16 protein-coding genes are annotated in these 24,867 nt (G+C 58.8%); 9 read left to right on the top strand and 7 right to left on the bottom strand.

The window, feature by feature from the left end:
- Positions 1-2: 2 nt before the first annotated feature.
- The 3 genes from ACZ9BB_RS01380 to nosR form a co-directional block, all read right to left on the bottom strand.
- A complete protein-coding gene (locus ACZ9BB_RS01380; protein WP_476212224.1) occupies positions 3-641 on the bottom strand; it encodes a LysE family translocator in 639 nt (212 codons plus the stop codon).
- A 36-nt stretch (positions 642-677) separates the two neighbouring features.
- On the bottom strand, positions 678-1,112 hold the full coding sequence (locus ACZ9BB_RS01375; protein ID WP_476212223.1) for an NUDIX hydrolase: 435 nt from the start codon (positions 1,110-1,112) through the stop codon (positions 678-680).
- 224 nt (positions 1,113-1,336) lie between these two features.
- Positions 1,337-2,695 carry a response regulator c-di-GMP phosphodiesterase, NosR family gene (gene nosR, locus ACZ9BB_RS01370; RefSeq protein WP_476212222.1) on the bottom strand — a complete coding sequence of 453 codons (1,359 nt, stop codon included), beginning with the start codon at positions 2,693-2,695 and terminating at the stop codon, positions 1,337-1,339.
- A 254-nt stretch (positions 2,696-2,949) separates the two neighbouring features.
- On the opposite strand from nosR, the gene ACZ9BB_RS01365 reads away from it, so the two are divergent.
- The 6 genes from ACZ9BB_RS01365 to ACZ9BB_RS01340 all read left to right on the top strand — a co-directional run bounded on the left by ACZ9BB_RS01365 (position 2,950) and on the right by ACZ9BB_RS01340 (position 13,240).
- Positions 2,950-5,259: an EAL domain-containing protein gene (locus ACZ9BB_RS01365; protein WP_476212221.1), complete on the top strand. Its 2,310-nt coding sequence runs from the start codon at positions 2,950-2,952 to the stop codon at positions 5,257-5,259.
- Positions 5,256-7,130 (top strand): putative bifunctional diguanylate cyclase/phosphodiesterase, encoded by a 1,875-nt coding sequence (locus ACZ9BB_RS01360; protein ID WP_476212220.1) that lies wholly within the window; start codon positions 5,256-5,258, stop codon positions 7,128-7,130. The genes ACZ9BB_RS01365 and ACZ9BB_RS01360 overlap by 4 nt, the downstream gene beginning before the upstream one ends.
- Before the next feature lie 45 nt (positions 7,131-7,175).
- Entirely contained in the window at positions 7,176-8,135 is a 960-nt protein-coding gene (locus ACZ9BB_RS01355; protein WP_476212219.1) for a cytochrome-c peroxidase, read from the top strand.
- The gene (locus tag ACZ9BB_RS01350; RefSeq protein ID WP_476212218.1) at positions 8,132-9,937 is read left to right on the top strand and encodes a DAHL domain-containing protein; all 1,806 of its coding nucleotides are present in this window, start codon (positions 8,132-8,134) and stop codon (positions 9,935-9,937) included. The genes ACZ9BB_RS01355 and ACZ9BB_RS01350 overlap by 4 nt, the downstream gene beginning before the upstream one ends.
- On the top strand, positions 9,934-11,340 hold the full coding sequence (locus ACZ9BB_RS01345; RefSeq protein ID WP_476212217.1) for an ATP-binding protein: 1,407 nt from the start codon (positions 9,934-9,936) through the stop codon (positions 11,338-11,340). The genes ACZ9BB_RS01350 and ACZ9BB_RS01345 overlap by 4 nt, the downstream gene beginning before the upstream one ends.
- Positions 11,341-11,620: 280 nt before the next feature.
- Positions 11,621-13,240 carry an FMN-binding glutamate synthase family protein gene (locus tag ACZ9BB_RS01340; RefSeq protein WP_476212216.1) on the top strand — a complete coding sequence of 540 codons (1,620 nt, stop codon included), beginning with the start codon at positions 11,621-11,623 and terminating at the stop codon, positions 13,238-13,240.
- Here ACZ9BB_RS01340 and ACZ9BB_RS01335 read toward each other — a convergent pair.
- From ACZ9BB_RS01335 to ACZ9BB_RS01325, 3 genes are all read right to left on the bottom strand, one after another.
- Positions 13,218-14,732, bottom strand: coding sequence for a glycosyltransferase family 39 protein (locus ACZ9BB_RS01335; protein ID WP_476218166.1), 1,515 nt, complete (start codon positions 14,730-14,732; stop codon positions 13,218-13,220). The two genes, ACZ9BB_RS01340 and ACZ9BB_RS01335, sit on opposite strands and share 23 nt — an antisense overlap.
- A 73-nt stretch (positions 14,733-14,805) precedes the next feature.
- The gene (locus tag ACZ9BB_RS01330; protein WP_476212215.1) at positions 14,806-16,314 is read right to left on the bottom strand and encodes a glucosyltransferase domain-containing protein; all 1,509 of its coding nucleotides are present in this window, start codon (positions 16,312-16,314) and stop codon (positions 14,806-14,808) included.
- A 1-nt stretch (position 16,315) separates the two neighbouring features.
- Positions 16,316-17,257, bottom strand: coding sequence for a glycosyltransferase family 2 protein (locus ACZ9BB_RS01325; protein ID WP_476212214.1), 942 nt, complete (start codon positions 17,255-17,257; stop codon positions 16,316-16,318).
- A 237-nt stretch (positions 17,258-17,494) separates the two neighbouring features.
- On the opposite strand from ACZ9BB_RS01325, the gene ACZ9BB_RS01320 reads away from it, so the two are divergent.
- Complete coding sequence (locus ACZ9BB_RS01320) at positions 17,495-18,619, top strand: OpgC domain-containing protein (RefSeq protein WP_476212213.1); 1,125 nt, start codon at positions 17,495-17,497, stop codon at positions 18,617-18,619.
- Between the two features lie 249 nt (positions 18,620-18,868).
- On the opposite strand, the gene ACZ9BB_RS01315 is transcribed toward ACZ9BB_RS01320, so the two are convergent.
- Positions 18,869-20,290: an amino acid permease gene (locus ACZ9BB_RS01315; RefSeq protein WP_476212212.1), complete on the bottom strand. Its 1,422-nt coding sequence runs from the start codon at positions 20,288-20,290 to the stop codon at positions 18,869-18,871.
- Between the two features lie 630 nt (positions 20,291-20,920).
- Between ACZ9BB_RS01315 and ACZ9BB_RS01310 the strand changes: the two genes are divergently transcribed.
- A complete protein-coding gene (locus ACZ9BB_RS01310) occupies positions 20,921-21,379 on the top strand; it encodes an REP-associated tyrosine transposase (RefSeq protein WP_476212211.1) in 459 nt (152 codons plus the stop codon).
- Positions 21,380-21,680: 301 nt separating this feature from the next.
- Positions 21,681-24,830, top strand: a complete 3,150-nt coding sequence (locus tag ACZ9BB_RS01305; protein ID WP_476212210.1) for a transglycosylase domain-containing protein — start codon at positions 21,681-21,683, stop codon at positions 24,828-24,830.
- The last annotated feature ends 37 nt before the right edge of the window (positions 24,831-24,867 follow it).

The raw sequence follows: 24,867 nt of genomic DNA, 5'->3' as shown, positions 1-24,867 counted from the left end.
CTTCAAGCCACTCGCCGCTGCTCAAGCATCAACCGCACCGCCAGCCCGGATAGCACGAAGCCCATGAAGTAACGTTGCATCGCCAGCCAGCTCGGGTTGTTGACGAACCAGGAAGCGATGCCCGAAGCGAATAGCGCGATCAGCAGGTTGACGCTGAAACTCACGCTGATCTGGGTCAGGCCGAGGATGATGCTCTGGCTGAACACCGAACCGTGCTCAGGGGTAATGAACTGTGGAAACACCGACAAGTAAAACACCGCGATCTTCGGGTTCAGCGCGCTGGTGAGAAACCCCATGGTAATCAGCTTGCGGGACGAATCCGCCGGCAACTGCTGCGCCTCGAACGGCGAACGTGCCCCGGGCTTGACTGCCTGCCAGGCCAGCCACAACAGGTACAACGCACCAGCCCACTTCAATACTTCATAAGCCATCGGCACGGCCAGAAACACCGCGGTCAAACCCGCAGCGGCGGCAAACAGGTGCACGAAAAAACCCGCGACCACGCCCAACAACGACGTCACCCCGGCCCTGCGACCCTGGCAGATCGAACGAGAGATCAGGTAAATCATGTTCGGCCCGGGCGTGAGTACCATCAGCAGCGCCGCGGCAGCGAAAATCAGCAAGTCTTGAAGAGGGATCATGGGCATCCTGTCCTTGAAGTCATAAGGCCTGGGTGATCAGGCGGTTTCGATCAATGAAGCTCGATAAAACGGCAAGATCAGGTCCTGTGTCAATGGCGCCAGCGTGAGGTCGCCATCGGTGGCCGGATCAATCCAGCGCACCTCTTCGATTTCCGCCGCCGGGCAAACGTCAGAATCGATGGTCAGTTGAAAGAGTTCGGCCTGTACGACAAAACCCGGCTCGTTGGCGGCCGGTGCCGAGAATTGCCCCAGGTAGGCGGCGTGCGCCGGATCGATCACCAGCCCCAGCTCCTCTTCCAGCTCACGGGCGAGGGCATGGACCGGTTGCTCGTGCGCCTCGATCTTGCCCCCCGGCTGCATGAACGCCTGGGTGCCGCGCTTACGCACCAGCAGGGTGCGACCGTCGGGACCGATCAGCAGGGCAGCGGCAATGCGGATGAGGCGGGGCGAAACGGCGGATGAAAGTGTCATGGATCAGGACTGGCCTTGGGTAAAGGGCCACAAGGATCACATGGGCGCCGGTTCTTCGTCACGCCGAAAAAATACTGTGGCGAGGGGGCTTGCCCCCGTTTGAGTGCGTAGCACTCACAAGATCTTAGGTGTATTAGAGATTTTGGGGCTGCTTCGCAACCCAACGGGGGCAAGCCCCCTCGCCACAGGGCTCCCACACTGGATCTGTGCAAAGGCCAGGAAGCTCAGCTCGTCTCGAGAAGCGCGCCCTCCACTTCCTCCGGCACTTTCACAAAAATGCTGTACTTGGCACCTTCCATCGCCTCGAAAGCGATCAGTTTCTCCACCAGTGGTCCATTCAACACCTTGCCGGCATTGAGCAGCAGCATGCCGTTGTCGGCATTCAGGTTGCGCGCCAGAATCATGCCCGCCGCCAGATCCCGGGTGGTCAGCACCTTGACCGTCGGATCGGCCAGCGTCACGTCACTCAGATAAGTGGCGCAGACCTGAATGAAATCCTCCACCAGCTCCGGGTCGTAGAGGCGACCGGCGTACTGGCGGATATACACCAGGGCTTCATCGCTGTTCATCTGCCGTTCGAGGATCAGCCCACGCTGCAATTCGATGAAGTCCACCGCCAGTTTCAGCAACCGCGAACCGAATGGAATCGCCTCGCCCTTGAGCCGATCAGGAAAACCGCTGCCGTCCCAACGCTCCTGATGATGCAGGATCAGCCGCGCGGCATCCTTCATCGGGTCGAGCGTCATCAACAGCGACTCACTCTGCTTCGGATAACCCCGATAGCGCTCACGATCACTGTGATGCAGCAGATCCGAAGGCGTACTCATCATGCTGTCGGTCCAGCTCAACTTGCCGATGTTGTAGAGCGCCGCCGCCATGGTCAGGTCACGACTGGTGCCTTCGTCCAGGCCATGGCATTTGCAGTACACCCGCACCAGCTCGATGATCTGCCGGTTGGTCTGCTTGGCGGGCGGCAGGCGCAGGTTGGCCAGCAACGAAAACACCTCCGTGCCAGTGGCGTAGCTGCGTTTGAGCTCTTCGTAGGCCAGGTCCAGCATGTCGGCGGTCTGCTGCAGCTCGCAAGTACGGGCGGCAACGTGTTTTTCCAGGGTGGCGTTGAGCAGCTTCAATTGTTCGTTCTGGTCCCACGTCTCCTGCACCAGGCGCAACCTTTCACGCTCGGAACGCTGATAGGCGAGTGATTGTCGCAACGTCAGCAGCAATTCCTCATCGTGCCAGGGCTTGCTGATGTAACGATGAATCTGCCCTTCATTGATGGCTTTGATAATGGCCGACGGATCAGCGTAACCGGTCAGCATGATCCGGATAGTGTCGGGGTAGTGCTGATGAATGTGGGCCAGCAGCGTGGCGCCGTCCATATTGGGCATGCGCGCGTCACTCATCACCAGATCGACCGGTTGCTGCGCCATGATCTCCAGGGCCTGGGCACCGCTGGTGGCCAACAGTACCTCGTAGGGCTGACCGCGCAGCAGGCGGCGCAGACTGTTGAGAATCGACTCCTCATCGTCAACCAGCAGTAACTTGGGTTTATTGGTCGCAGTCGTGGGGAGTTGCTCATCCATGGCATTACCTCAAGTGAAACGAGTGTCTTTGTCACGCGCGAGGCAAACGTCCTGGCGTTCTCGCGCCTGACTTACAGGCTAGATGATTTTCCGCCCGACCCCGGAAATGATTCGTTTCAGTCGATCGGGCGAAGTACTGGCCGGGCGACTATGCTCAGTTCTATCGGATCCAAACGGCACCCGCTCCGCCCGGCAATCAGGGAAGGGATACCCTCTATGAGCTCATTGCACCAAACTGCTGTCGATACAGGCGCATGTCAGTGAATACGCTGCTTGCGCGGGAAAATCGTCGGATTCTCATCGTTGACGACACGGCGTCGATCCATGAGGACTTTGCCAAGATTCTCAGCCCGCCGTCGATCGAAGATGACAGCCTGATCAGCGCCGAAAACGCCCTGTTCGGTACCCCGATGTCGGTATCAGTGCAAAGTTTCGTCATCGACTCCGCATTTCAGGGCCGCGAAGCGCTGGACAAGGTCGAGACCGCGCTGGCGAATGACTCGCCCTACGCGATGGCCTTCATCGACATGCGCATGCCGCCGGGCTGGGATGGCCTGGAGACCATCGAACGCCTGTGGCAAGTCGATCCCAAGCTGCAAGTGGCGCTCTGCACCGCGTATTCCGACTATTCCTGGGAAGACATCGACGAGCGCCTGGAACTGGGCGATCGCCTGCTTATTCTGAAAAAACCCTTCGATGCCATCGAAATCCGCCAGATGGCCAGCGCACTGACCGCCAAGTGGCAGATGACCGAAGACGCGGCCCTGAAGATGTCGCTGCTGGAGCAAGCGGTCGAGGAACGCACCCGGGAGCTGTCCGACGCCAACATCATCGTGCAGAACAGCCCGACCATTCTGTATCGGCTGCGGGGCGAACCATCGTTTCCATTGATGTACATCTCCCACAACATCACCAAATACGGCCACGTCGCGGCGGCCCTGGTGGCGTCCTCCAACTGGGCGCAGGAGCTGATCCATCCCGACGATCAATCGAAAGTCGACACCGCCATGGCCCGGGTGCTGGATCGCCATGCGGCGGGGGCTTCCATCGAGTTCCGGATGCGCACCGGCGACGGTGACTGGCGCTGGGTCGAAAACCGCTATATCCCGGTGCGCGACGATGAAGGCCGCTTGCTGGAAGTCGAAGGCATCATCATCGACATCACCGAGCGCAAGGTGGCCGAGGAAAAAATCGCCCTGCTGGCCCGCACCGACGGGCTGACCGGCCTGGCCAACCGCGCGACGCTGATCGATCGGCTGCACCAGGCGTTCGCCGCCGCCCGGCGCGGGGCCACACCGTTTGCCATGTTTTACCTGGACCTGGATCACTTCAAGCGGATCAACGATACCCTGGGCCACCCGGTGGGCGACCTGTTGTTGCAGGAAGTCTCCCGACGCATCAAAACCTGCGTGCGCGAAAACGATGTGGTCGCCCGGCTGGGGGGCGACGAGTTCGCGATCCTGCAACTGGACGTCGGCGAGCCGACCCAATCAGCGGCCCTCGCCGCCAAGGTCCGCGATGCGCTGGTGCTGCCCTACTCCCTGGCCGGCAATGATGTGCGGGTTTCAGTCAGCATCGGCATCAGCAGCTACGCCCCGGCGAGTCTCAGCGCCGACAGCCTGTTGACCCAGGCGGACATGGCGCTGTATCGCTCCAAGGAAAAGGGCCGCAACCAGTACCACTTCCACTCCGAGGAGATCAATCAGGAAGTGGTCGAGCGCATGACCATCGCCAACGACCTGAAAAAGGCCATCGAACACGACGAACTCGAACTGCGTTACTGGCCGGAAGTAGACCTGAGCAGTGGCAAGATCCTCGGCATGGAAGCGCAGGTCAGCTGGAACCACCCCATACGCGGTTTACTGGAAGCCCCGGCGTTTCTGCCCGCGGCGGAAAAGACCGGCATCATCATCGCCCTCGGTCACTGGGTACTGGAACGTGCCTGTCGGCAAATGCGCCAGTGGCGAGACGAAGGCATGGCGCCACCGGTGGTGGCGATAAAACTGTCCCTTGCCCAGCTCAAGAGTGGCCCCGAGCTGATCTATGACGTATTGCGCGCTACCGCGCGCTGGGAACTGTGCCCATGGGACCTGCGTTTCGACGTCACCGAAGCGACCCTGGCCCAGACCAAGTGGACGCACAACGATATCCTGCCGCGCCTGCATGAACTGGGGGTGAAGATCGCCATCGATGACTTCGGCACCGAATACTCTTCGTTCGACTACCTCAAGACTTACCAGGTCAATCACCTGAAACTCGCTCAGGCGTTCATCGACGCCGCCGCCCACGACGCGGCCAGTGCCACCACCTTGCGGGCCATCATCAATTTCGCCCGTGAGGTCGGGATCGGCATCATCGCCGAAGGCGTCGAAACCCAGGAGCAACGCCGTTCGCTGATGGCCACCGGTTCACCGATGAACGCCCAGGGTCATTATTTCAGCCAAGCGGTCAGCAGCTTGCAGGCCGCCGAGCTGCTGAAGGCCGGGAGCATCGTCCATACCGATCAGGGAGCCGAAGCGATTCCGGGCGGCGCCCCATGGCGTGGCACGGAGGGCAAGAAATGAAGACTCCGTCCGTGCAGGCCAACCGGCGCATTCTGATCATCGACGACACGCCCTCGATCCATGAGGACTTTCGCAAGATCCTCGGTCCCGATACCGACGATGAACAAACCCTCGCTGGCACCGAAGCCGCACTGTTCGGCACCCAGCAGTCGGCTCGGCTGATATTCGAGCTCGACTCTGCCTATCAGGGCCAGGAAGCGCTCAAACTGGTCAAGCGTGCCCAGGCACAAGGTCGCCCTTACGCCATGGCGTTCACCGACATGCGCATGCCCCCGGGCTGGGACGGCCTGGAAACCATCGAACGGCTCTGGAAGGCGGATCCTCATCTGCAAATCGCGCTGTGCACGGCCTTCTCGGATTACACCTGGGAAGCCATGGCCGAACGGCTGGAGTTCGGCGATCAGTTGCTGGTGCTGAAAAAACCCTTCGACAGTCTGGAAATCCGCCAGATGGCCAGCGCCCTGACCTGGAAGTGGCAGATGGCGCAGGACGCGGCCATGAAAGTACTGACCCTGGAACAAACCATCGAGGCCCGGGTTCACGAACTGCTCAAGGTATCGCACCTGTTGCAGTACGACGTACTGACCGAATTGCCCAACAGCACCTTGCTGGGAGACCGGCTGAACCAGTCCCTTGCCCTGTCCAGACGCCATGACAAACAACTGGCCGTGATGTTCCTGGGGCTCGATCGCTTCAAGCGCATCAACAATGCGTTGGGCCACCCGACCGGTGACGAGATGCTCAAACGTGTCGGGCAAAACCTGGTGGCCTGCGTGCGCGCATCCGACTCGGTGTTCCGCTATGGCTCCGATGAGTTCGTGGTGATCCTGGCTGATATCCATCACCCCCAACAGACCAAGGGCATCGCCGAAAAACTCCTGCACGCCATACGGGCGCCCCAACACATCTGCGGCCACGACCTGAGCGTGACAGCCAGCCTGGGGATCAGTATCTATCCCGAGGACGGTTTCGATGCCATCGCACTGATCAAGAAAGCCGAAACCGCCATGCGCAACGTCAAGGAAAGCGGTCCGAACGATTTCAGTTTTTTCATCGATGAGATGAATCAGCGCGCCCGGGAACAGCAGAGTATCGAGTCGGGTATTCGCCTGGGGCTGGAACGCAACGAGTTTGTCCTGCACTACCAGCCCAAGCTCGACCTGAGCAGCGGCAAGGTGGTCGGTGCCGAGGCGTTGATCCGCTGGCAAAAACCGGGGCAAGGCTGGATTTACCCGACAGACTTCATCGGCGTGGCCGAAGACAGCGGCTTGATCGTACCGTTGAGCAAATGGGTGCTGACCCAGGCCTGTCGACAAGCCTGTGCCTGGCAAACAAATGGCCTGCCGAAGCTCTGCATGTCGGTAAACGTGTCGGCGATCGATTTCCGTCAGCGGGATTTTGTCGAAGGTATCGAACAGATACTCCACCAAACCGGTATGGAACCGGCCTTACTGGAGCTGGAAATTACCGAAGGCGTATTGATGCAGAACGTCGAAGCCACGATGGTCGCGCTGAATCGGCTCAAGGCCTTGGGGGTACGGCTGGCCATCGATGATTTCGGCACCGGCTATTCCAGCCTGAGTTATTTGCAACGGTTCCCCATTGATGTGCTGAAAATCGACCAGTCATTCATTCGCGGCCTGAGCCGTGACAGCAATGATGCGGCCCTGGTCAGCGCCATTATCAGCCTGGGCAAGAGCCTCAAACTGACCGTCATTGCCGAAGGGGTGGAAACCCTTGAACAACTGAATTTTCTCAAGGCCCTGCAGTGCGAGGAAGGCCAGGGTTACTACTTCAGCAAAGCCGTGGAGCCGGACGCCTTCGTGCAATACCTGACGTCGGTACAGACCGCTCCATCCGCCGCGATATGAATGATGTGCAACGACACCCAGGGCCCTGAGCCAAGGAGTCACAAGATGTCGCGCTGCTTCTACTATCTGCTCCTGGCACCTCTACTTGGTTTTTGTCTGATAGCCAGTGGCGCACCGCTGGACGAACCGCTCAAACCCTTGCCCGCGGTGCCCGAGCAGAATCCTTTGCAAGTCGAGCTTGGTCGCCGTCTGTTCAACGAACCACGCCTGTCGGTCAACAACAGCCTGTCCTGCGCCAGTTGCCACCGTCTGGAAATCGGCGGCGCCGACGACAAGGCGTTGTCCATCGGCTTCCAGGGCGATCCCTTGACGATCAATACCCCTAGTGTGTTCAACGCCAGTCTGAACTTCCGGCAATTCTGGAATGGCCGCGCCGACACCCTGGAAACGCAAGCCCACGAAGTGGTGCAGAGCCCCAGCGAAATGGGCAGTCACTGGGAGCATGTGGTTCAGACACTGGCCGCCGACCCGGCTTACAACAGTGCTTTCGCCAAGGCCTACCCGGACGGCCTGACCATGAACAATGTGCAAAAGGCCCTGGCCACCTACGAGCGCACGCTGATCAGCGCCAACTCGCGTTTCGACCAATACCTGTCGGGCAATACCGAGATCCTCACGACTGACGAGAAGTACGGTTACCAACGTTTCAAGGATTATGGCTGCATTGCCTGCCATCAGGGGGTGAACATCGGCGGCAACATGTTCCAGAAATTCGGGGTAATGGGTGATTACTTTCAGGCCCGAGGCAACCCCACCGAAGCCGATCTGGGCCGCTATCTGGTCACCAAGGCTGAAGAGGACCGCAACGTGTTCAAGGTGCCGAGCCTGCGCAATGTCGCCGTGACCGCGCCGTACTTTCACGACGGCTCGGCTAAAACCCTCGAAGAAGCGGTAGACGTGATGTTCAAGTTCCAGCTCGGTCGTGTGCCCTCCGACAAGGACAAGGACCTGATCATCAAATTCCTCAAGACCCTGACCGGTGAGTGGGGAGGAAAACCGTTATGAACCACCGTCGCAACCTGGCGCTGCTCGGTGTCGTGGCCTTACTGCTGGCCTCGACGCTGTTGTTCTTGTACCTCAAATCCAATTCGGACAAGACGTCGACCTACACCGAGTCCCGGGATTTGATAGGCCAGATCAAACAATTGAACGCCCAATGGGAAACCGAGATTCTCAAATCCAGGATCGCCATCAGCCACAACTACGACCCACTGGTGGCACCGCTGAGCGAGATGACACGCTTGTGGGAGCGGTTCGAGAGCATGGAATCCAGTCACGGCCGCAACGACTCGCCAACCTGGCGTGCCAGCCATGACGCCTACCACGCCGCCATCGAGGAAAAAACCCGGCTGGTGGAGCAGTTCAAATCCCACAATGCCGTGCTGCGCAATTCACTGGCGTTTCTGCCGACAGCCGAAGACGACATCCAGGAACCGCTGACTAACCTGGCAGATGAAGACAAACTGCAGTTGCAGAACATTGCCACCGACACCTACGACTTGCTGCTCAGCAGCCTGGAATTCGCCCAGGTCACCTCCGACGACAAAGCGGCCGATATTCTGGTGGGTTTGAACAAACTGGGGGTGAACCAGCAGCGATTGCCGGAGCAGTTCCACAGCCCGATCGAAATTTTGAGCAACCACATCGCATTGATCCTGCGTGAACAACCGGTGGTTAATCGATTGCTGGAAAACATCGAAGCCATTCCGGTGGCCGAACGGCTGGACGACATCACCAGCCTGCTGAACAAGGATCAGCAACAAACCGATGCCATCGACCAGCGCTACCACTTCTACATGCTGGTGTTTTCGACGCTGTTGGTACTGGTGCTGGTGTACCTGGCGATTCGCCTGATGCGCAGCTTCGGGGAGATCAATCGGGTCAACAAGGAACTGCAAACCGCCAACGAAGTTCTCGAACAACGGGTCGAAGAACGCACCCGCGAACTCAAGGATACCCAGAGCGAACTGCTCGACACCGCGCGCCAGGCCGGCATGGCCGAAATCGCCACCAACGTGCTGCACAACGTCGGCAACGTGCTCAACAGCGTGAACATCTCGGCCGACCTGGTCACCCGCAGGCTACGCAGCAGCAAGGCCCAGGGGCTGGGCAAAGCGATGCAACTGATCAACGAACACAAAAACGACCTGGGCATCTTTCTGACCCAGGACGAGAAAGGAAAACTGCTGCCCGGCTATCTGAATCAATTGGTGGATGCCATTGCCCTCGAACAGCAAGGCATGACCGACGAACTCGCACAACTGAGCAAAAGCGTCGACCACATCAAAGACATCGTCGCCACCCAGCAGTCCTACGCAGGCGCCAAGAACCTGGTGGAACCGTTGTACATCAGCGAATTGCTCGAGGACGCCCTGCGCATGAACGCCGGCGCCCTGAGCCGGCATCACGTCACCGTGCTAAAGGAGTACGGCGAAGTACCGCAAGTGATGGGCGACAAACACCGCTTGTTGCTGATCCTGATCAACCTGATCAGCAACGCCAAATACGCCATGTCCGATCACAGCAACTGCACGCGGCAAATCACCCTTGGGGTAAAAGTCGTCGACGACACGATCCTGCAAATCAGCGTCAAGGATGACGGCGAAGGCATCTCGCCGGAGAACATGACGCGCATCTTTGCCCACGGCTTCACCACCCGCAAGGAAGGTCACGGCTTCGGCCTGCACAGCTGCGCCCTGGCCGCGATCGAGATGAACGGCCATCTCACCGCCCACAGCGACGGGCCGGGTAAAGGCGCCCTGTTCACCTTACAGATCCCGCTAAAACCCGTCATGGAGGAAGCATGAGCGACCTTTCGAACCGACGCATCTTGCTGATCGACGACACGCCATCCATCCATGAAGACTTTCGCAAGATCCTCACTCCTCTGTCGGCACTGCATGTAGAACTGGACGAAATGGAGGCCGCGCTGTTCGGCAGTGAAGCGAAACCCACCGATCTTCTGTTCGAGCTGGATTCGGCCTATGGCGGTCAGGAAGGCCTGGGCAAACTCGTTCAGGCCTTGCAGGAAAACCGCCCCTACGCCCTGGCTTTTGTCGACATGCGCATGCCAGACGGCTGGGACGGTGCGCAGACCATCGAACACCTGTGGCAGGAAGACCCGCTGCTGCAAGTGGTGGTCTGCACCGCCTACTCCGACTATTCGTGGGATGAACTGCTGGATCGCTTGCAGGCCCACGACCGCCTGCTGATCCTGAAGAAGCCGTTCGACAACATTGAAGTCCAGCAGATGGCCAACACCCTGCTGACCAAATGGGACATGACTGAACGGGCGTCCATTCAGATGAGCCATCTGGAGCATCTGGTAGACCAGCGCACAGCCCAGTTCAAGCAGGCCAGTGAGGCATTGCAACGGGAAATCGACGAGCGCAAACAGCTTGAATCCCAACTGGTACAGTCGGAAAAACTTGCTTCTCTGGGGCAACTGGCGGCGGGTGTCGCCCATGAAATCAATAACCCCATCGGCTTCATTTCCTCCAATCTCGGCGCCCTCGATGGCTACTTCAAACAACTGCAGGACATGCTCGACGCCTATCGGCGTGCGGAAGAGGCCATTACTTCAAGCGAAGTCATCGAGCATCTCGCTCAATTACGTGAACGGGTCGAACTGGACTTTCTGCGTGAAGACATTCCGCTGCTGATCAAGGAGTCCAAGGACGGCATCGGCCGGGTCGGGCAAATCGTCAAAGACCTGAAGGACTTCTCCCGCGTCGACGCCAATCAGCAATGGCAGTGGGCCAATCTGCAGCAGGGCATCGAGTCGACGCTGAACATCGTCGCCAATGAACTCAAGTACAAGGCCGATGTGGTGAAGGAGTACCAAGACCTGCCCGACATCGAATGCCTGCCATCGCAAATCAATCAGGTGATCATGAACCTGATCGTCAACGCCTCGCAGGCGATGGGCGCGCAACGGGGCACCATCACCCTGCGCACCGGGCTTGAAGGCGAAACGGTGTCGATCGAGGTCGCAGACACGGGGTCAGGCATCGAGCCGGACAACCTGCCGAAAATATTCGACCCCTTCTTCACCACCAAACCGGTGGGCCAGGGGACAGGGCTCGGGTTATCCCTGTCCTATGGCATCGTGAAAAAACACCAGGGCGATATCTCGGTACGCAGCGAAGTCGGGGTGGGCAGCACATTCCGGGTCGAGTTGCCGGTGCGGCAATCGAAAGCGGCTGTCTAACCAGCCGAACAAGGGATCAAATCTCAATCCGGGCTGTTTTCGATTTTTCTCCAGGCCCAAAATGCCTGACACTCTTTGCTAACACAGGGGATCTCTGTGGCGAGGGAGCTTGCTCCCGCTGGATCGCGAAGCGATCCCAAACAGGCAACGCGTTCGCTCAGACAAAACCCGTCAGCAGGTTTTGCGACTGCTTCGCGCCTAAGCGGGAGCAAGCTCCCTCGCCACAAAAGCCTGTATACCAATGCCCTACCATTACCGAGTCCGAACCCAAGGAAACCGTATGAGCCTGTCACTCCTGAGCCGCTACGCCTTCTTTGCCGTCTGCGTGATATTCACCCTCGCCAGCCTGCCCTTCCTGGAGTACGACTGGCTCTGGCCGATCACCGCCGTCACCGGCGTCCTCAGCCTGGTGGGTCTGTTCGATCTGTTGCAAAGCCCCCATGCGGTGCGCCGCAATTACCCGATCCTGGGCAATATCCGTTATCTGGTGGAAGGTCTTCGCCCGGAAATCCGCCAGTACCTGCTCGAATCCGACAGCGATGCCCTGCCCTTCTCCCGTGCCCAGCGTTCGTTGGTGTATTCACGGGCCAAGAATGAAAGCGCCGACAAACCCTTCGGCACGCTAATAGACGTTTATCAGTCCGGGTTCGAATTCATCGGCCACTCGATGCGCCCGGCGCCATTAAGTGACCTGAACAGTTTCCGGGTGATGGTCGGCGGTCCGCAGTGCACCCAGCCGTACTCGGCGTCGGTGTTCAACATCTCGGCGATGAGCTTCGGCTCCCTCAGCGCCAACGCCATTCGCGCGTTGAACCAGGGCGCCAAACTCGGCAACTTCGCCCATGACACCGGCGAAGGCAGCATCAGCCCCTATCACCGGGAAAACGGCGGCGACCTGACCTGGGAACTGGGCAGCGGCTACTTCGGCTGCCGCACCACCGATGGGCGTTTCGACCCGGAGCGCTTCGCCGCCCAGGCACAGAACCCGCAAGTGCGCATGATCGAAATCAAAATGAGCCAGGGCGCCAAACCCGGCCACGGCGGCATCCTGCCCAAGCACAAAGTCACCCAGGAAATCGCCGAAACCCGTGGCATTCCGATGGGCGAAGACTGTATATCGCCATCGCGCCACAGCGCGTTTTCCACGCCGATCGAACTGATGCACTTCATCGCGCAACTGCGTGAGCTGTCCGGCGGCAAACCGGTGGGCTTCAAGTTTTGCCTGGGCCATCCGTGGGAGTTCATGGGCATCGCCAAGGCCATGCTGGAGACCGGCATCCTCCCGGACTTCATCGTGGTCGACGGCAAGGAAGGTGGCACCGGCGCCGCGCCCGTGGAGTTCACCGACCACATCGGCGTACCGATGCGTGAAGGCCTGCTGTTCGTGCACAACACGCTGGTGGGCCTGAACCTGCGGGACAAGATCAAACTCGGCGCCAGCGGCAAAATCGTCAGCGCTTTCGACATCGCCAGCGTCCTGGCCATCGGCGCCGACTGGGCCAACTCGGCGCGCGGCTTCATGTTCGCCATTGGCTGCATCCAGTCGCAAAGCTGCCACACCAACAAATGCCCGACCGGCGTCGCCACCCAGGACACCCTGCGCCAGCGCGCGCTCGTCGTTCCGGACAAGGCTCAGCGTGTGTTCAACTTCCATCGCAATACGCTGAAGGCTTTAGCCGAGATGCTTGCCGCCGCAGGCCTGGAACATCCTTCGCAACTGTCGGCCAAACATCTGGTACGACGCATGTCGGCGACTGAGATCAAGTTGTTCTCGCAGTTGCATGTGTTTTTGAAGCCGGGGGAATTGCTCACTGGCGAAGTGAACGGCGAGTTTTACTCGCGGATGTGGCAGATGGCGCGGGCGGATAGTTTTGAGCCTAATGATGCGGCGGCTGCATAGGCTGTGTTTGCGCGCCAATCTCAGCGATTGGCGCGTCCTCCACGATGAACAAACGAGCCTCACTGTCCCCTGCCTTTAGCGTCAGCACCTGTTTCCAATGTTTCGGAAACAAGGCGTCATGCTCAGGACGAGCAATGCCCGTCACCCACCAGACTCTCCTGGCATTGAGTTTCAGGGTCGAAAAGTCGTTGAAGAAAATCGAATGCAGGTGACGGGGGATAAGTGCCCAGCCACCGTATTCGGCAGTTCCCCACAGGGTGCCTGTCGCTGTTTTGAAGACATACAGCTTCGGCTGAATACCGGTCGCGTTGTAGTACATGAACGGCAAGTACCAATACAGGTTGTCCACGATGATTTCGTCACCGGGATGGGCTTCACGGCCGATACCGGCGACTACGGTGTCCAGCCTCGCGTCTTTGCGAATGCTGGTGCCGTTCATCTCATCCGTTTGGGCGTAAATCGCCGTGAGCCCGTGCACTTCCACCAATACAATAAAAACCATGGCGACAGCAGCAAGGGCCGCGTGGCGTTTGCTCCATGCGTCCAGCGCGAGCGCAACGATAAGGGGCAACGCGGCGGCGGCGAACACCAGGTATCGGGCATTGAAAATCGGAACGATCAGCGACACCAGAAACACGCTCAGCACCGGCACAAAAAAATAGCCCACCAGCAAGACGCTGAAGGGGCGCTCATTGCGTCCCTTGAGCAGTACCGCAGCGGCGCAAGTAATGATCAAAACCAAGGGGGTCATGCGCCATAAGTTACTGGCCGAACCCTCCATCACCACCAGTTGCCAAACGAAAGTCAGCACCGTCGACCAAGTGAGTGGCGGTATCCATTCGAGCCCGTCCATTCGCAACAATTGACTGATGAGAGGCGGTGCCCACGGCAGGTACAACACGACGATTGCACCGTTGGCCAGTATCCACGCACGTACAGGTACCGTGCTCTGGACCTTGCGCACTCGCCACCAGAACAGCCAATGCACCAGAACGCACAGTGCGGCGAAGTAGTGCGTATAGAACGCCGCCGTCATCAGCAGCACGTAAAGGACCGGGTAACGTTTTTGGTCAGCTGCCTTGATCCAGCACACCAGCGCCACGGTCGCGCCCATCAGCCAGAAGCCCAGCATGGTGTACATGCGCACTTCCTGGCTGTAGCGCACCGATATCGGCAGCAATGCCAATAACAATGCCGCAATCCAGGTCGCCCGTCGCGTCGCCACCAGGCTCATCAATTTCATGCCCAGCAACAGCGTGCCAACATCGGCCAGTGCGCTCAGGGACCGCGCAGCCAACACGCCACTACCGAACAGCAACATCCAGAAATGCAACAAGACATAGTAAAGCGGCGGATGAACATCCCGTGCCGTCGTAGCCCAGATGTATGACGGCGAACCCTTGGCCAGCAGCAGACTGTAAGCCTCGTCGTACCAGATGACCGGCTCGGTGATGGAGTGAAACCTTGCGAACAACGCGATCGCTAGCACCATCACCAGACCTGCACCGTTGGCGACCCGGGATGGAAAGTTTTCAGGATAAATCGAAAAGGCGCTCACCGACTTTTCACCATTGAAGCGACGCGATCGGGGCGGGTTCTTTCATGACGATAAAACCGTAATCGCCCAGCACATAGAGGCGGTAGAACTTGCTCTCCACCAGCGGTGGATACCCCTGATAACCCACCAGCGTCGCGTTGCGCCGCTCCCTCTCCACGACCACGTTGGTGATGCCCGCCTTCGGCAGGTTCTCGGCCAGCATGAAGAAGTTGATATTCAGCAGATAATGCAAGACCGGCATCTGCTTGAACGAGCCTGCGGCACCCACCAGCCAGCGATCGGAATAGTTCACCGACATGTAAATACGCTTGGCCTCGTACAGTTGCCGATAGGACGCGATGTCATGCCCCAGGGAAAACAGCGCGCTGGACGCAAAGGTGTTCTGCACGGTCAGCACGCGGCCATAGGCGTAGGACAGCGAAAGCATTGCCAACAGAGGCACCACCAACAGCATCGTCAGCCGCTCATGGATGGACGCCAACGCCAGATGGCTTAAATAGAACAACAGCACCAACAAGACCGCAAAACCCATCAAGGTTCTGGCGCCTTCATTGAAGTCCCGGAAAAACAGCGCAACCCCCGACACCAGCAAGGTCACGATCGGCACTGTCAGCACACACACCAGCCCCATCACGACTTTTCCAGGCCCCGTGTCCTGGCGTTCGATCACGTTCCGGGCCAGCCGCACGCTGCCCGCAAGTGCACACAATGCCAGCGCGGCGAACACCCAGGCGAACCCACCGTGAAACAACAACACGACTTTTTCCAGCACGCGGCCGATGTTGATTTCAAGCTGCAGGAACGGCGCCGCCGCCCAGTTCAGCAACAAAGTACGGTTCTGATTCATGTACGCAAAAGCCGTGACGCTGTAGATCAACCCGCCGAGCCCCACCTGCGCGATTTTCCAGCCGATCAATTCGTACCACTGCCGCCAGGCCCATTTGTCATTCGCGCCCTTGAGTACTTCCAGGCAACACAGGCCCAGAAACACATTGAGGCTCACTTGATAGAGTCCCAGCGCGAGCGCAATCAGGAACGCCGGCACCAGCCATTGCAAAATGCGCGAGGGGTGACGAAACGTGATCGCATAAATCACTGCCACCAGGCTCAAGGCGATGGCTGGCCCGTCGTATTGATAAGACAGGTTCTGCAGGAAAAACGGGTTGTACCAAAGTGGCAACAGCACCAGGCAACGGGAAATCGTCGGCTGCGAGTAGTAATGGAATGTCAGGCTGGTCAACGCAAAGGCCATGGCCAGCGTGGCGATCAACAGCGGTAATGGAAAGATGTTCGGTGCGGCATCGCTGAAGGTCAGCGCATTATAAAACAGCTTGGTGAATAACCGCCCCTGCCCTGCCCAGGCAGTACCGGCTGCCAGGGAGCGCCAGTTGTCATCGATATAGGGGTAGTCCGCGAGGATCAGCGGAATGACATACACCAGCGTCGCGATAAAAAAAAACAGCCAGACCCGACGATACCCAAGTTCTCTGCTGAAAAAATCGCTCAGTCTTCCCATGCTAAAGCCCGACCCGGTCTTTACCGCCAATGACATCTTTGACCACATAACGGGGTCGATGCTTGGCTTCGATGTAGATGCGGCCGACATACTCACCCAGGATGCCGATGCCAATCAGCTGTACGCCGCCAAGAAACAGAATGGCCGTCATCAACGAGGGGTAACCGGGGACGTTGTTGCCGAAGAAAATCTTGTCCAGCACCATGTACACCGCGTACAGCACCGCGAAGATCGAAATGCCGCCACCGATGTAAGTCCACAACCGCAACGGCACGGTGCTGAACGAGGTAATGCCTTCCAGCGCCAGGTTCCACAGCTTCCAGCCATTGAACTTGCTGCTTCCCGCCACGCGCCCGGCCCGCTCGTATTCCACCACCACGCTGGTGAAACCGGCCCACGACAAAACGCCCTTCATGAACAATTGATGCTCGGGAAGCGCGCGAATCACATTGACCACCTTGCGGTCCATGAGCCGGAAATCCCCGACGTTTTCTTCGATCCGGGTGTAAGCGATACGGTTCAGCAGGTGGTAGAACATCGCCGCGCTGTGGCGTTTCAGATAACTGTCGCTGGCACGATTACGGCGTTTGGCAAGCACCACGTCGGCGCCCTTCTGCCACTCGGCAATCAACTGCGGGATGACACTGATCGGGTCCTGCAGGTCCACGTCCATCGGGATCACCGCATCGCCAGTGGCGTATTCCAGCCCGGCAAACAACGCCGGTTCCTTGCCGAAGTTGCGCGAGAAGTTGATCAGCAACACCTGTTCATCGACCTGTGCCAGCGCCTTGGCCTGCTCGGCCGTCTGGTCGGTACTGCCGTCGTTGATGAACACTATTTCGACCTCACATCGGTCAAGTTTCAACTCACGACGTACCGCCTGATAGAACAGACTGATCGCCTGCTCTTCATTGAATACCGGGACAATCAGCGAAACCTTCACGTTGCACACTCCTGAGAAACGAAGTGTAGATGTTCGACAGGCCCCATCAGGTGTCGTTCTTGTGCGCAAGATGCCCGGCAGACCGACGGAAGCGTTGTTAAATTCGTTCGCTATAGGCATCTGAGACATTCGGTAATATCCAGCCTTTTGCAATTGCCCGCGAATCGCGCCACCCTGCGCGCCGCTGTAGGAGCGAGCCTCGCGCCTACCCAACAACCCGTTCAAGAGCCCGCTGTCATGACGTGTGAACGCGATCACCGAATCGATTTTTTTCGTGGCCTGGCGCTGATTTTCATCTTCTGGGATCACGTGCCACAGAACCCGCTCGCGCAGTTCACGGTACGTAATGTCGGCTTCAGCGATGCGGCGGAGATTTTCGTGTTCCTGGCCGGTTACGCGGCCGTGCTGGCCTACGGCAAAATCGCCCGGCGTGACGGTTTCATGGTCGCCACGGTGAAAATCCTGCGTCGGGCCTGGGTGCTTTATGTGGTGCACATCTTCTTGCTGGCGCTGTTGATGGGCATCGTGTTTTTCGCCAACAGCCATGTGGAAACCCGTGACCTGGTGCAGGAAATGGGCTTGCAGTATTTCCTCGGCAATCCGCAGCAGGCATTGATGGATGAGTTGTTGCTGCGCTTCAAGCCGAACCTGATGGACCCGCTGCCACTGTATATTTTGTTGCTGCTCGGCCTGCCACTGGTGCTGCCGATGCTGCTGCGCAAGCCTGAATACGTGGTGGGTTTGTCGGTGGTGGTGTACCTGCTGGCACCGTGGTTTCAATGGAACCTGGCAGCCACCGAGGGGGGCGTGTGGTTTTTCAATCCGATGGCCTGGCAACTGCTGTTTATTCTCGGCGGCGCGGCAGCCATTCATGGGCAGCGACCTCAGGTGCCGCAATCCCGGCCGCAGATTCGTCAGCCGGTTTTCGTCGCAGCGCTGATCTATCTACTGATAACGGGGCTGATCGCGCTGTCGTGGAAGTGGCCGACCGTCCATGACGCCTTCATGCCTCAATGGCTCGGCGAATGGCTTTATCCGATCAGTAAGACCAACCTCTCGCCGGCGCGCCTGCTGCACTTCCTCGCCCTCGCCTACGTCACCGCCAGGTTGTTGCCTGACAACGGCTGGACACAACACTGGCTGGCGCGGCAGAGCTGTCGCATGGGCCGTTATTCGCTGGAAGTGTTTTGTTTCGGCGTGTTGTTGGCGCCGTTGGCGGACATGCTCAACGCCTTGGGCGCGAATGCACTGGCGATGCAGCTATTCAGCGCAATGCTGGGGGTCGGGTTGATGGTGTTGCTGGGGACCTGGCTGGATTTCAACAAGCGGTTGAATCGGCCGGCCCAAGTTGCCGTCGTCTGACATTGAGACAAGTCAATTCTTTTGCCAAGGGAGCTTTTTGTGGTGAGGGGCTTTTGTGGCGAGGGAGCTTGCTCCCGTTCGGCTGCGCAGCAGTCGTAATCCGGTACATGCGATCGGTCTGAACGGTAACCCTTTAGGGCCGCTACGCGCCCCAGCGCGAGCAAGCTCGCTCGCCACAGGAGATTGCGTCAACCAATGCAAAAGCCCCAGTCATTCAGGCCGGGGCTTTTGCATTTCTGGCGTTACGACTTACGAAGCCGAACGCACCGCACCTTGCGACGCATTGGCAGGTTGCAACTTGAACACGTAGAACAACACCGTCAGCAGTACCAGGAAGGCAGGTCCTACATACAGTGCCACGCGAGTGTCCGGGAAGTACGCCATCAAGCCGACCACCAGTACCAGGAACGCCAGCGCCAGATACGAGCTGACCGGATACAGCCACATGCGGTATTTCAGGCCGGCACATTCGCTGGCGCTCAGGCCTTGGCGGAACTTGAGCTGGGCCAGCAGGATCATCGCCCAGGTCCAGATGGCGCCGAAGGTGGCAATCGCGGTGACCCAGACGAAGACTTTCTCCGGCACCAGATAATTGAGCAGCACGCCCAGCAGCAAGGCACCGATCGACAGCAGCAAGGCGCGACGGGGTACGCCATTGTTCGAAGTCTTGGCGAAACCGGCTGGGGCCTGGCCATTCTGCGCCAGGCTGTAGAGCATGCGTCCGGTGCTGAAGATGCCGCCGTTGCAGGAGGACAGCGCAGCAGTGATCACCACGAAGTTGATGATGCCGGCGGCGGTCTTGATGCCCAGACGCTCGAAGGTCATCACGAACGGGCTGCCCTGGGTGCCGATTTCGTTCCACGGGTAGATCGACAGAATCACGAACAAGGCGCCGACGTAGAACAACAGAATCCGCCAGAACACCGAGCCGATCGCATCGGGGATAGTCTTTTGCGGGTTCTTCGCTTCACCGGCTGTCAGGCCGATCATCTCGACGCCGAGGTAGGCGAACATCACCATTTGCAGGGACATCAACACGCCTTGCACGCCGTTGGGCATGAAGCCGCCGTGGGCCCAGAGATTGGAAATCCCCAGGGCGACGCCATCGTTGCCAAAGCCGAAAGCGATCACGCCGATGCCGCCGACCACCATTGCAATGATGGTGACGATCTTGATCAGGGCGAACCAGAACTCGAATTCGCCGAAGGCTTTCACCGCGATCAGGTTGATCGAGCCCATGCTGACCAAGGCTGCGAGTGCCCAGATCCAGCGCGGCACGTCGGGGAACCAGACGCCCATGTACACCGCCACCGCGGTGATTTCCGCGACGCAGGTCACCAGCCACAGGAACCAGTAGTTCCAGCCGGTCAGAAAGCCCGCAAGAGGGCCGAGGTAGTCTTGGGCATAACGGCTGAACGAGCCGGCGACCGGGTTATGCACAGCCATCTCGCCGAGCGCGCGCATGATCACCAGGATCGCCAGACCGCCAATGATGTAGGACAGCATGATGGCCGGGCCGGCCATTTCGATGGCCTTGGCCGACCCCAGGAACAGGCCGACGCCGATACAGGCACCGAGCGCCATCAAGCGAATGTGCCGTTCGCCGAGTTCGCGTTTAAGCGGGCCGCCCTGAGCGGTCTCGCCGTGAGGCAGGTGATTGCCGACTGGCATAGGGATGCAACCTCGTCTTGTTATTGGATATGACCACCGAGTGTCAAAGCGCCGACCGATAAGCCAGTGCCTGTTGAAATCGGGCCTGCTTCGTGGGCAGACACGTCTTGCAGGACAAAACCTGCAAGATCAGCGGGACGTGCAGTATAAAAAGCTGGCGACAGGGGTTTTCACTATATAAACCACAACATTAAGCGATAAGTCTCGGCAAAAGTCCGGTTTTCGGAGCGGCATTACCTGGCTTATGTGGGATTTTTCGCGACCTGAACGGCACCGAGTATTGCACAACAATGGTGCATCGTCATGCCCCTACTTACGCAGCATTTACCTCGTTGATGCGTCTGGCTCAAGCCTTTCAGACGACACCCCCTGTGGCGAGGGGGCTTGCCCCCGTTGGGACTGCGCAGCGGTCCCAAAAACCAGTAACACTGGATTTTTTCAGACACACCGCATGTACAGGATTCACGACTGCTGCGCAGCCGAACGGGGGCAAGCCCCCTCACCACAACACCCCCCCCGCAGTTAATCCTTCGCAAGAATCAGAATATTCACTCAATAATTACGGCCCCGATCCAGGAAGTCGGGTAGTAGCCTGAGAAGCGTCGTCTACTTACGCAAGGAAGCAGTGGATTGCCTACTCAACCAAACTCTCATCGTCTGCGCTTTAGCAGAGCATCCGAAAACGGCCGCGCTTACCTCATCACCGCAGTTATTCACGAACGCCAACCCATATTTTCTGACTGGCAATTAGGACGTCTGTTGGTCGCAGAACTGCGCCGAATTCACGACGCGGGTTTAGCGGATTCAATCGCCTGGGTTGTGATGCCTGATCATTTCCATTGGCTAATGCAGCTGCGGGACAACAATCTGGGCAGGGTTGTCGGCTCTACCAAGTCACGCTGCACCCTTGCAGTGAACAAAATGACCGGTCGGTGTGGTCCGCTATGGCAAAGCGGCTACCACGACCGGGCAATCCGCGATGGTGAAGAGCTTCTGCCGTTTGCTCGTTACATTGTTGCCAATCCCTTGCGCGCAGGGTTGGTCAATAAAATTGGCGATTACCCACTATGGGATGCCTGCTGGCTGTGAACCCAGCAGCACCATAACCCTGTGGCGAGGGGGCTTGCCCCCGTTCGGCTGCGCAGCAGTCGTGAGCCCTTTAAATGCGGCGTGTTCGAAAAATCCAGTGTTGCTGTTTTTTGGGGACTGCTGCGCAGTCCAACGGGGGCAAGTCCCCTCGCCACAGGCAAGCTCCCTCGCCACAACAGCCCTTCTCCATAGGTAATCGTGCACATCTGATATTTGGTTGTTCACAATTTTTTCACCAACGCCAACCACCGTCTAAGCTTCAAACAAGTCCGATCAATCTGCGTGAATGGATCAGTCGACTATGGGCGCTTTGTGGCAAACCGATTCGAGTAAAACCGTGGTTCCGACTGAACGAGTGGATGAAGCGCCTTTACCTGAGAAACCCCGCCGCTCCCGGCACGGCTGGGGGGCATTCTGGTTGTTGCTGCTGATCATCCTGATTGTCCTGGGCCTCGCCGCGGCCAAGGAAATGCGCACCTCCAGATTTCAAGCCCGGGAAATCAGCAAATATGCCGCCTCGCTGAAGTACGAGCTGCAACCCGGGCCCAGCGATGCCATTCGCTACCCAGGCGCTGGCCCGTTCGATCAGCGTTTGGGTTACAGCGCCATGGGTGAATTTCTACCGCGCCTGCTCAAACGCGATTACGTGATAGAGGCACAAACCCGTTTCTCCCCAGCACTGATGAACTACAACGACAAGGGCTTTTTCGTGCCCTATGCAGAGAAAATCCAGGCCGGGCTGTCGATCACCGATTGCCGGGCGGCCCCGCTGTATCAGTTCAAGTACCCTCAGCAGCTCTATTCAAGCTTTGCGGCGATTCCTCCGGTAGTGGTCAACAGCTTGCTGTTTATCGAGAATCGCTTTTTGCTCGATCCTCATCAGCCCCTGGCCAACCCCGCTGTGGACTGGCCGCGGTTCGGCATGGCGGCGTGGTCCCAGGTGGCCAAATTGCTGCGTCTGCCCGGTCAGTCGGCGGGCGGCAGTACCCTGGCCACGCAGCTTGAGAAATATCGGCATTCGCCTGATGGCTTGACGGTGTCGGGCGCGGAAAAAATCCGACAAATGATTTCCGCCAGCGTGCGGGCCTATCAGGCGGGGCCGGAAACCCTCCAGGTGCGACAAAACGTGATTCGCGACTACCTCAACAGTGTTCCGCTGTCGGCGGTACCGGGCCACGGTGAAGTGCATGGCATGGCCGAGGGCCTGCGCGTCTGGTACGGCACCGACTTCAACAAGGCCAATGAACAGCTGGCCAGCAGCGACACCGATCCGAAAAGTCTGTCGGAAAAAGGCCTGGCCCTGCGCGAAATGCTGTCACTGATGATTGCTCAGCGCCGCCCTTCCCATTACTTGACCAAGGGCCGTGATGAATTGGCCAGTCTCACCGACAGCCATATTCGCCTGCTGTCTCAAAACGGCGTGATCGATGCGCCACTCGCCACGGCGGCATTGGCCAGTAAAGTGACTTACCGCGACTGGGCCACCCAGCCCACCATTCAGCCAATCGAAACCAATAAAGGCATCAGTGTGGCGCGCAGCCGCCTGGCCGGTTTGCTCAATCGTCCGCTGTATGACCTCGACCGCCTCGACCTGTCCGCCACCAGCACCTTGCAAGGCGAACTGCAAACCCAGGCCACCGCGTACCTCAAGCATCTGGCCGACCCGGTCTATGCCGCGGAAATCGGCCTGATCGGCGAACGCCTGCTCACCCCCACCAACACCGCGCAGGTGCGCTATAGCTTCACCCTGTTCGAATTGACGCCGGACGGTTCGCGCGTGCGGGTGCAGACCGACAGCACCGACCAGCCATTCGACATCAATGAAGGCAGCAAGCTGGAACTGGGCTCCACCGCCAAAATGCGCGTGCTCACCACCTACCTGCAGATCATGTCCGAACTGCATGATCGCTACGCCACCATGAGCGTTGCCGAACTGAAGAAAACCGAAGTCGCCGAGCAGGACCGTCTGAGCAGTTGGGCCGTCGATTACATGATTCAGAACACCGACCGCAGCCTACCAAAAATGCTCGGCGCCGCACTGGATCGCAAGTACTCGGCCAGCCCCGGCGAAGCCTTTTTCACCGGCGGCGGGCTGCACACATTTGTCAACTTCCGCAAGGAAGACAACGGCCGCATGCCGACTCTACGCGATGCTCTGCGCGAGTCGATCAACCTGCCGTTCATTCGACTGATGCGCGACCTGGTGCGCTACAGCACCTACGCTGGCCCCAACAGCAGCGCCGAATTGCTCAAGGACGACCGCGACCCGCGGCGTCAGGAATACCTGGCCCAGTTCGCCGATCGCGAAGGCACTGCGTTCCTGCTGCGGTTCTGGAAGAAGTACCAGAACAAGGACACCCAGACACGGCTCGAAACCTTCCTCGACGGTATGCGCCCGACACCGATTCGCATGGCTGCCGTGCATCGTTATCTGTTGCCACAGGCCAGTCAGGAAAGCTTCAACAGCTTTGTGCGCTCGCACCTCAAAGGCGCCAAGCTCACGGAAAAACTCACCGACGAGCGCCTTGAACGGCTTTACCTGAGTTACGGCCCTGGTAGCTACGATCTGCCGGACCAGGGCTTCATCGCCAAGGTCCACCCGCTGGATCTGTGGCTGATGGGTTATTTGCTGAATAACCCCGACGCCAAGTTCAGCCAGATCGTCAAAGCCAGCGAATTCGAACGCCAGGAAGTTTACAGCTGGCTGTTCAAAAGCCGTCACAAGGGCGCCCGTGACAGCCGCATCCGCACGATGCTGGAGATCGAAGCGTTCCTCGACATTCACCAGCGCTGGCAGAAAGTCGGCTATCCGTTCGATCACCTGGTGCCATCGCTGGCCACCGCTATCGGCAGCTCCGGCGACCGCCCCGCTGCGTTGGCAGAGTTGATCGGCACCATTCTCAACGACGGTGTACGGATGCCGACATTGCGTATCGACAGCCTACACTTCGCGGCAGATACGCCCTATGAAACACGCCTGATCAACAATCCGGTGGTCGGCAAACGAGTGATGCCTTCGGAAGTGGCGGCGGCGATGCGCGAAGCCCTCTCACAAGTGGTGGACGCCGGCACCGCCAAACGCGTGGCGGGCACTTTCAAACAGGCCGACGGCACCCCGTTGGCGATGGGGGGCAAGACCGGTACCGGCGACAACCGCATTGAAGCCATCGGTGCCGGCGGGCGGATTCTCAGCTCCAAATCGATCAACCGCACGGCAACTTTCGTGTTCTATATCGGCGACAAGCATTTCGGCACCCTCACCGCCTATGTTCCCGGTCGCACGGCGGAGAATTTCAAATTCACCTCGGCGTTGCCCGCGCAAGTGCTCAAGGGCATGGCGCCGATCCTGTCGCCTTATCTGCAACCGGGCACCCACACGTTGTGCCATGCAGGGACTGGATTGCCGGTCGTCACCCAAGCTACGGCCGCACTGGGCACATCTGCACGTTAAAGGGTGGTATTCCTGTATTTTTCGCTCTTTGTTTATA

It is taken from the genome of Pseudomonas sp. TE3552, assembly GCF_056278945.1.
Note: the sequence above shows the minus strand (reverse complement) of the source record. Positions and strands in the feature narration are given on the sequence as shown.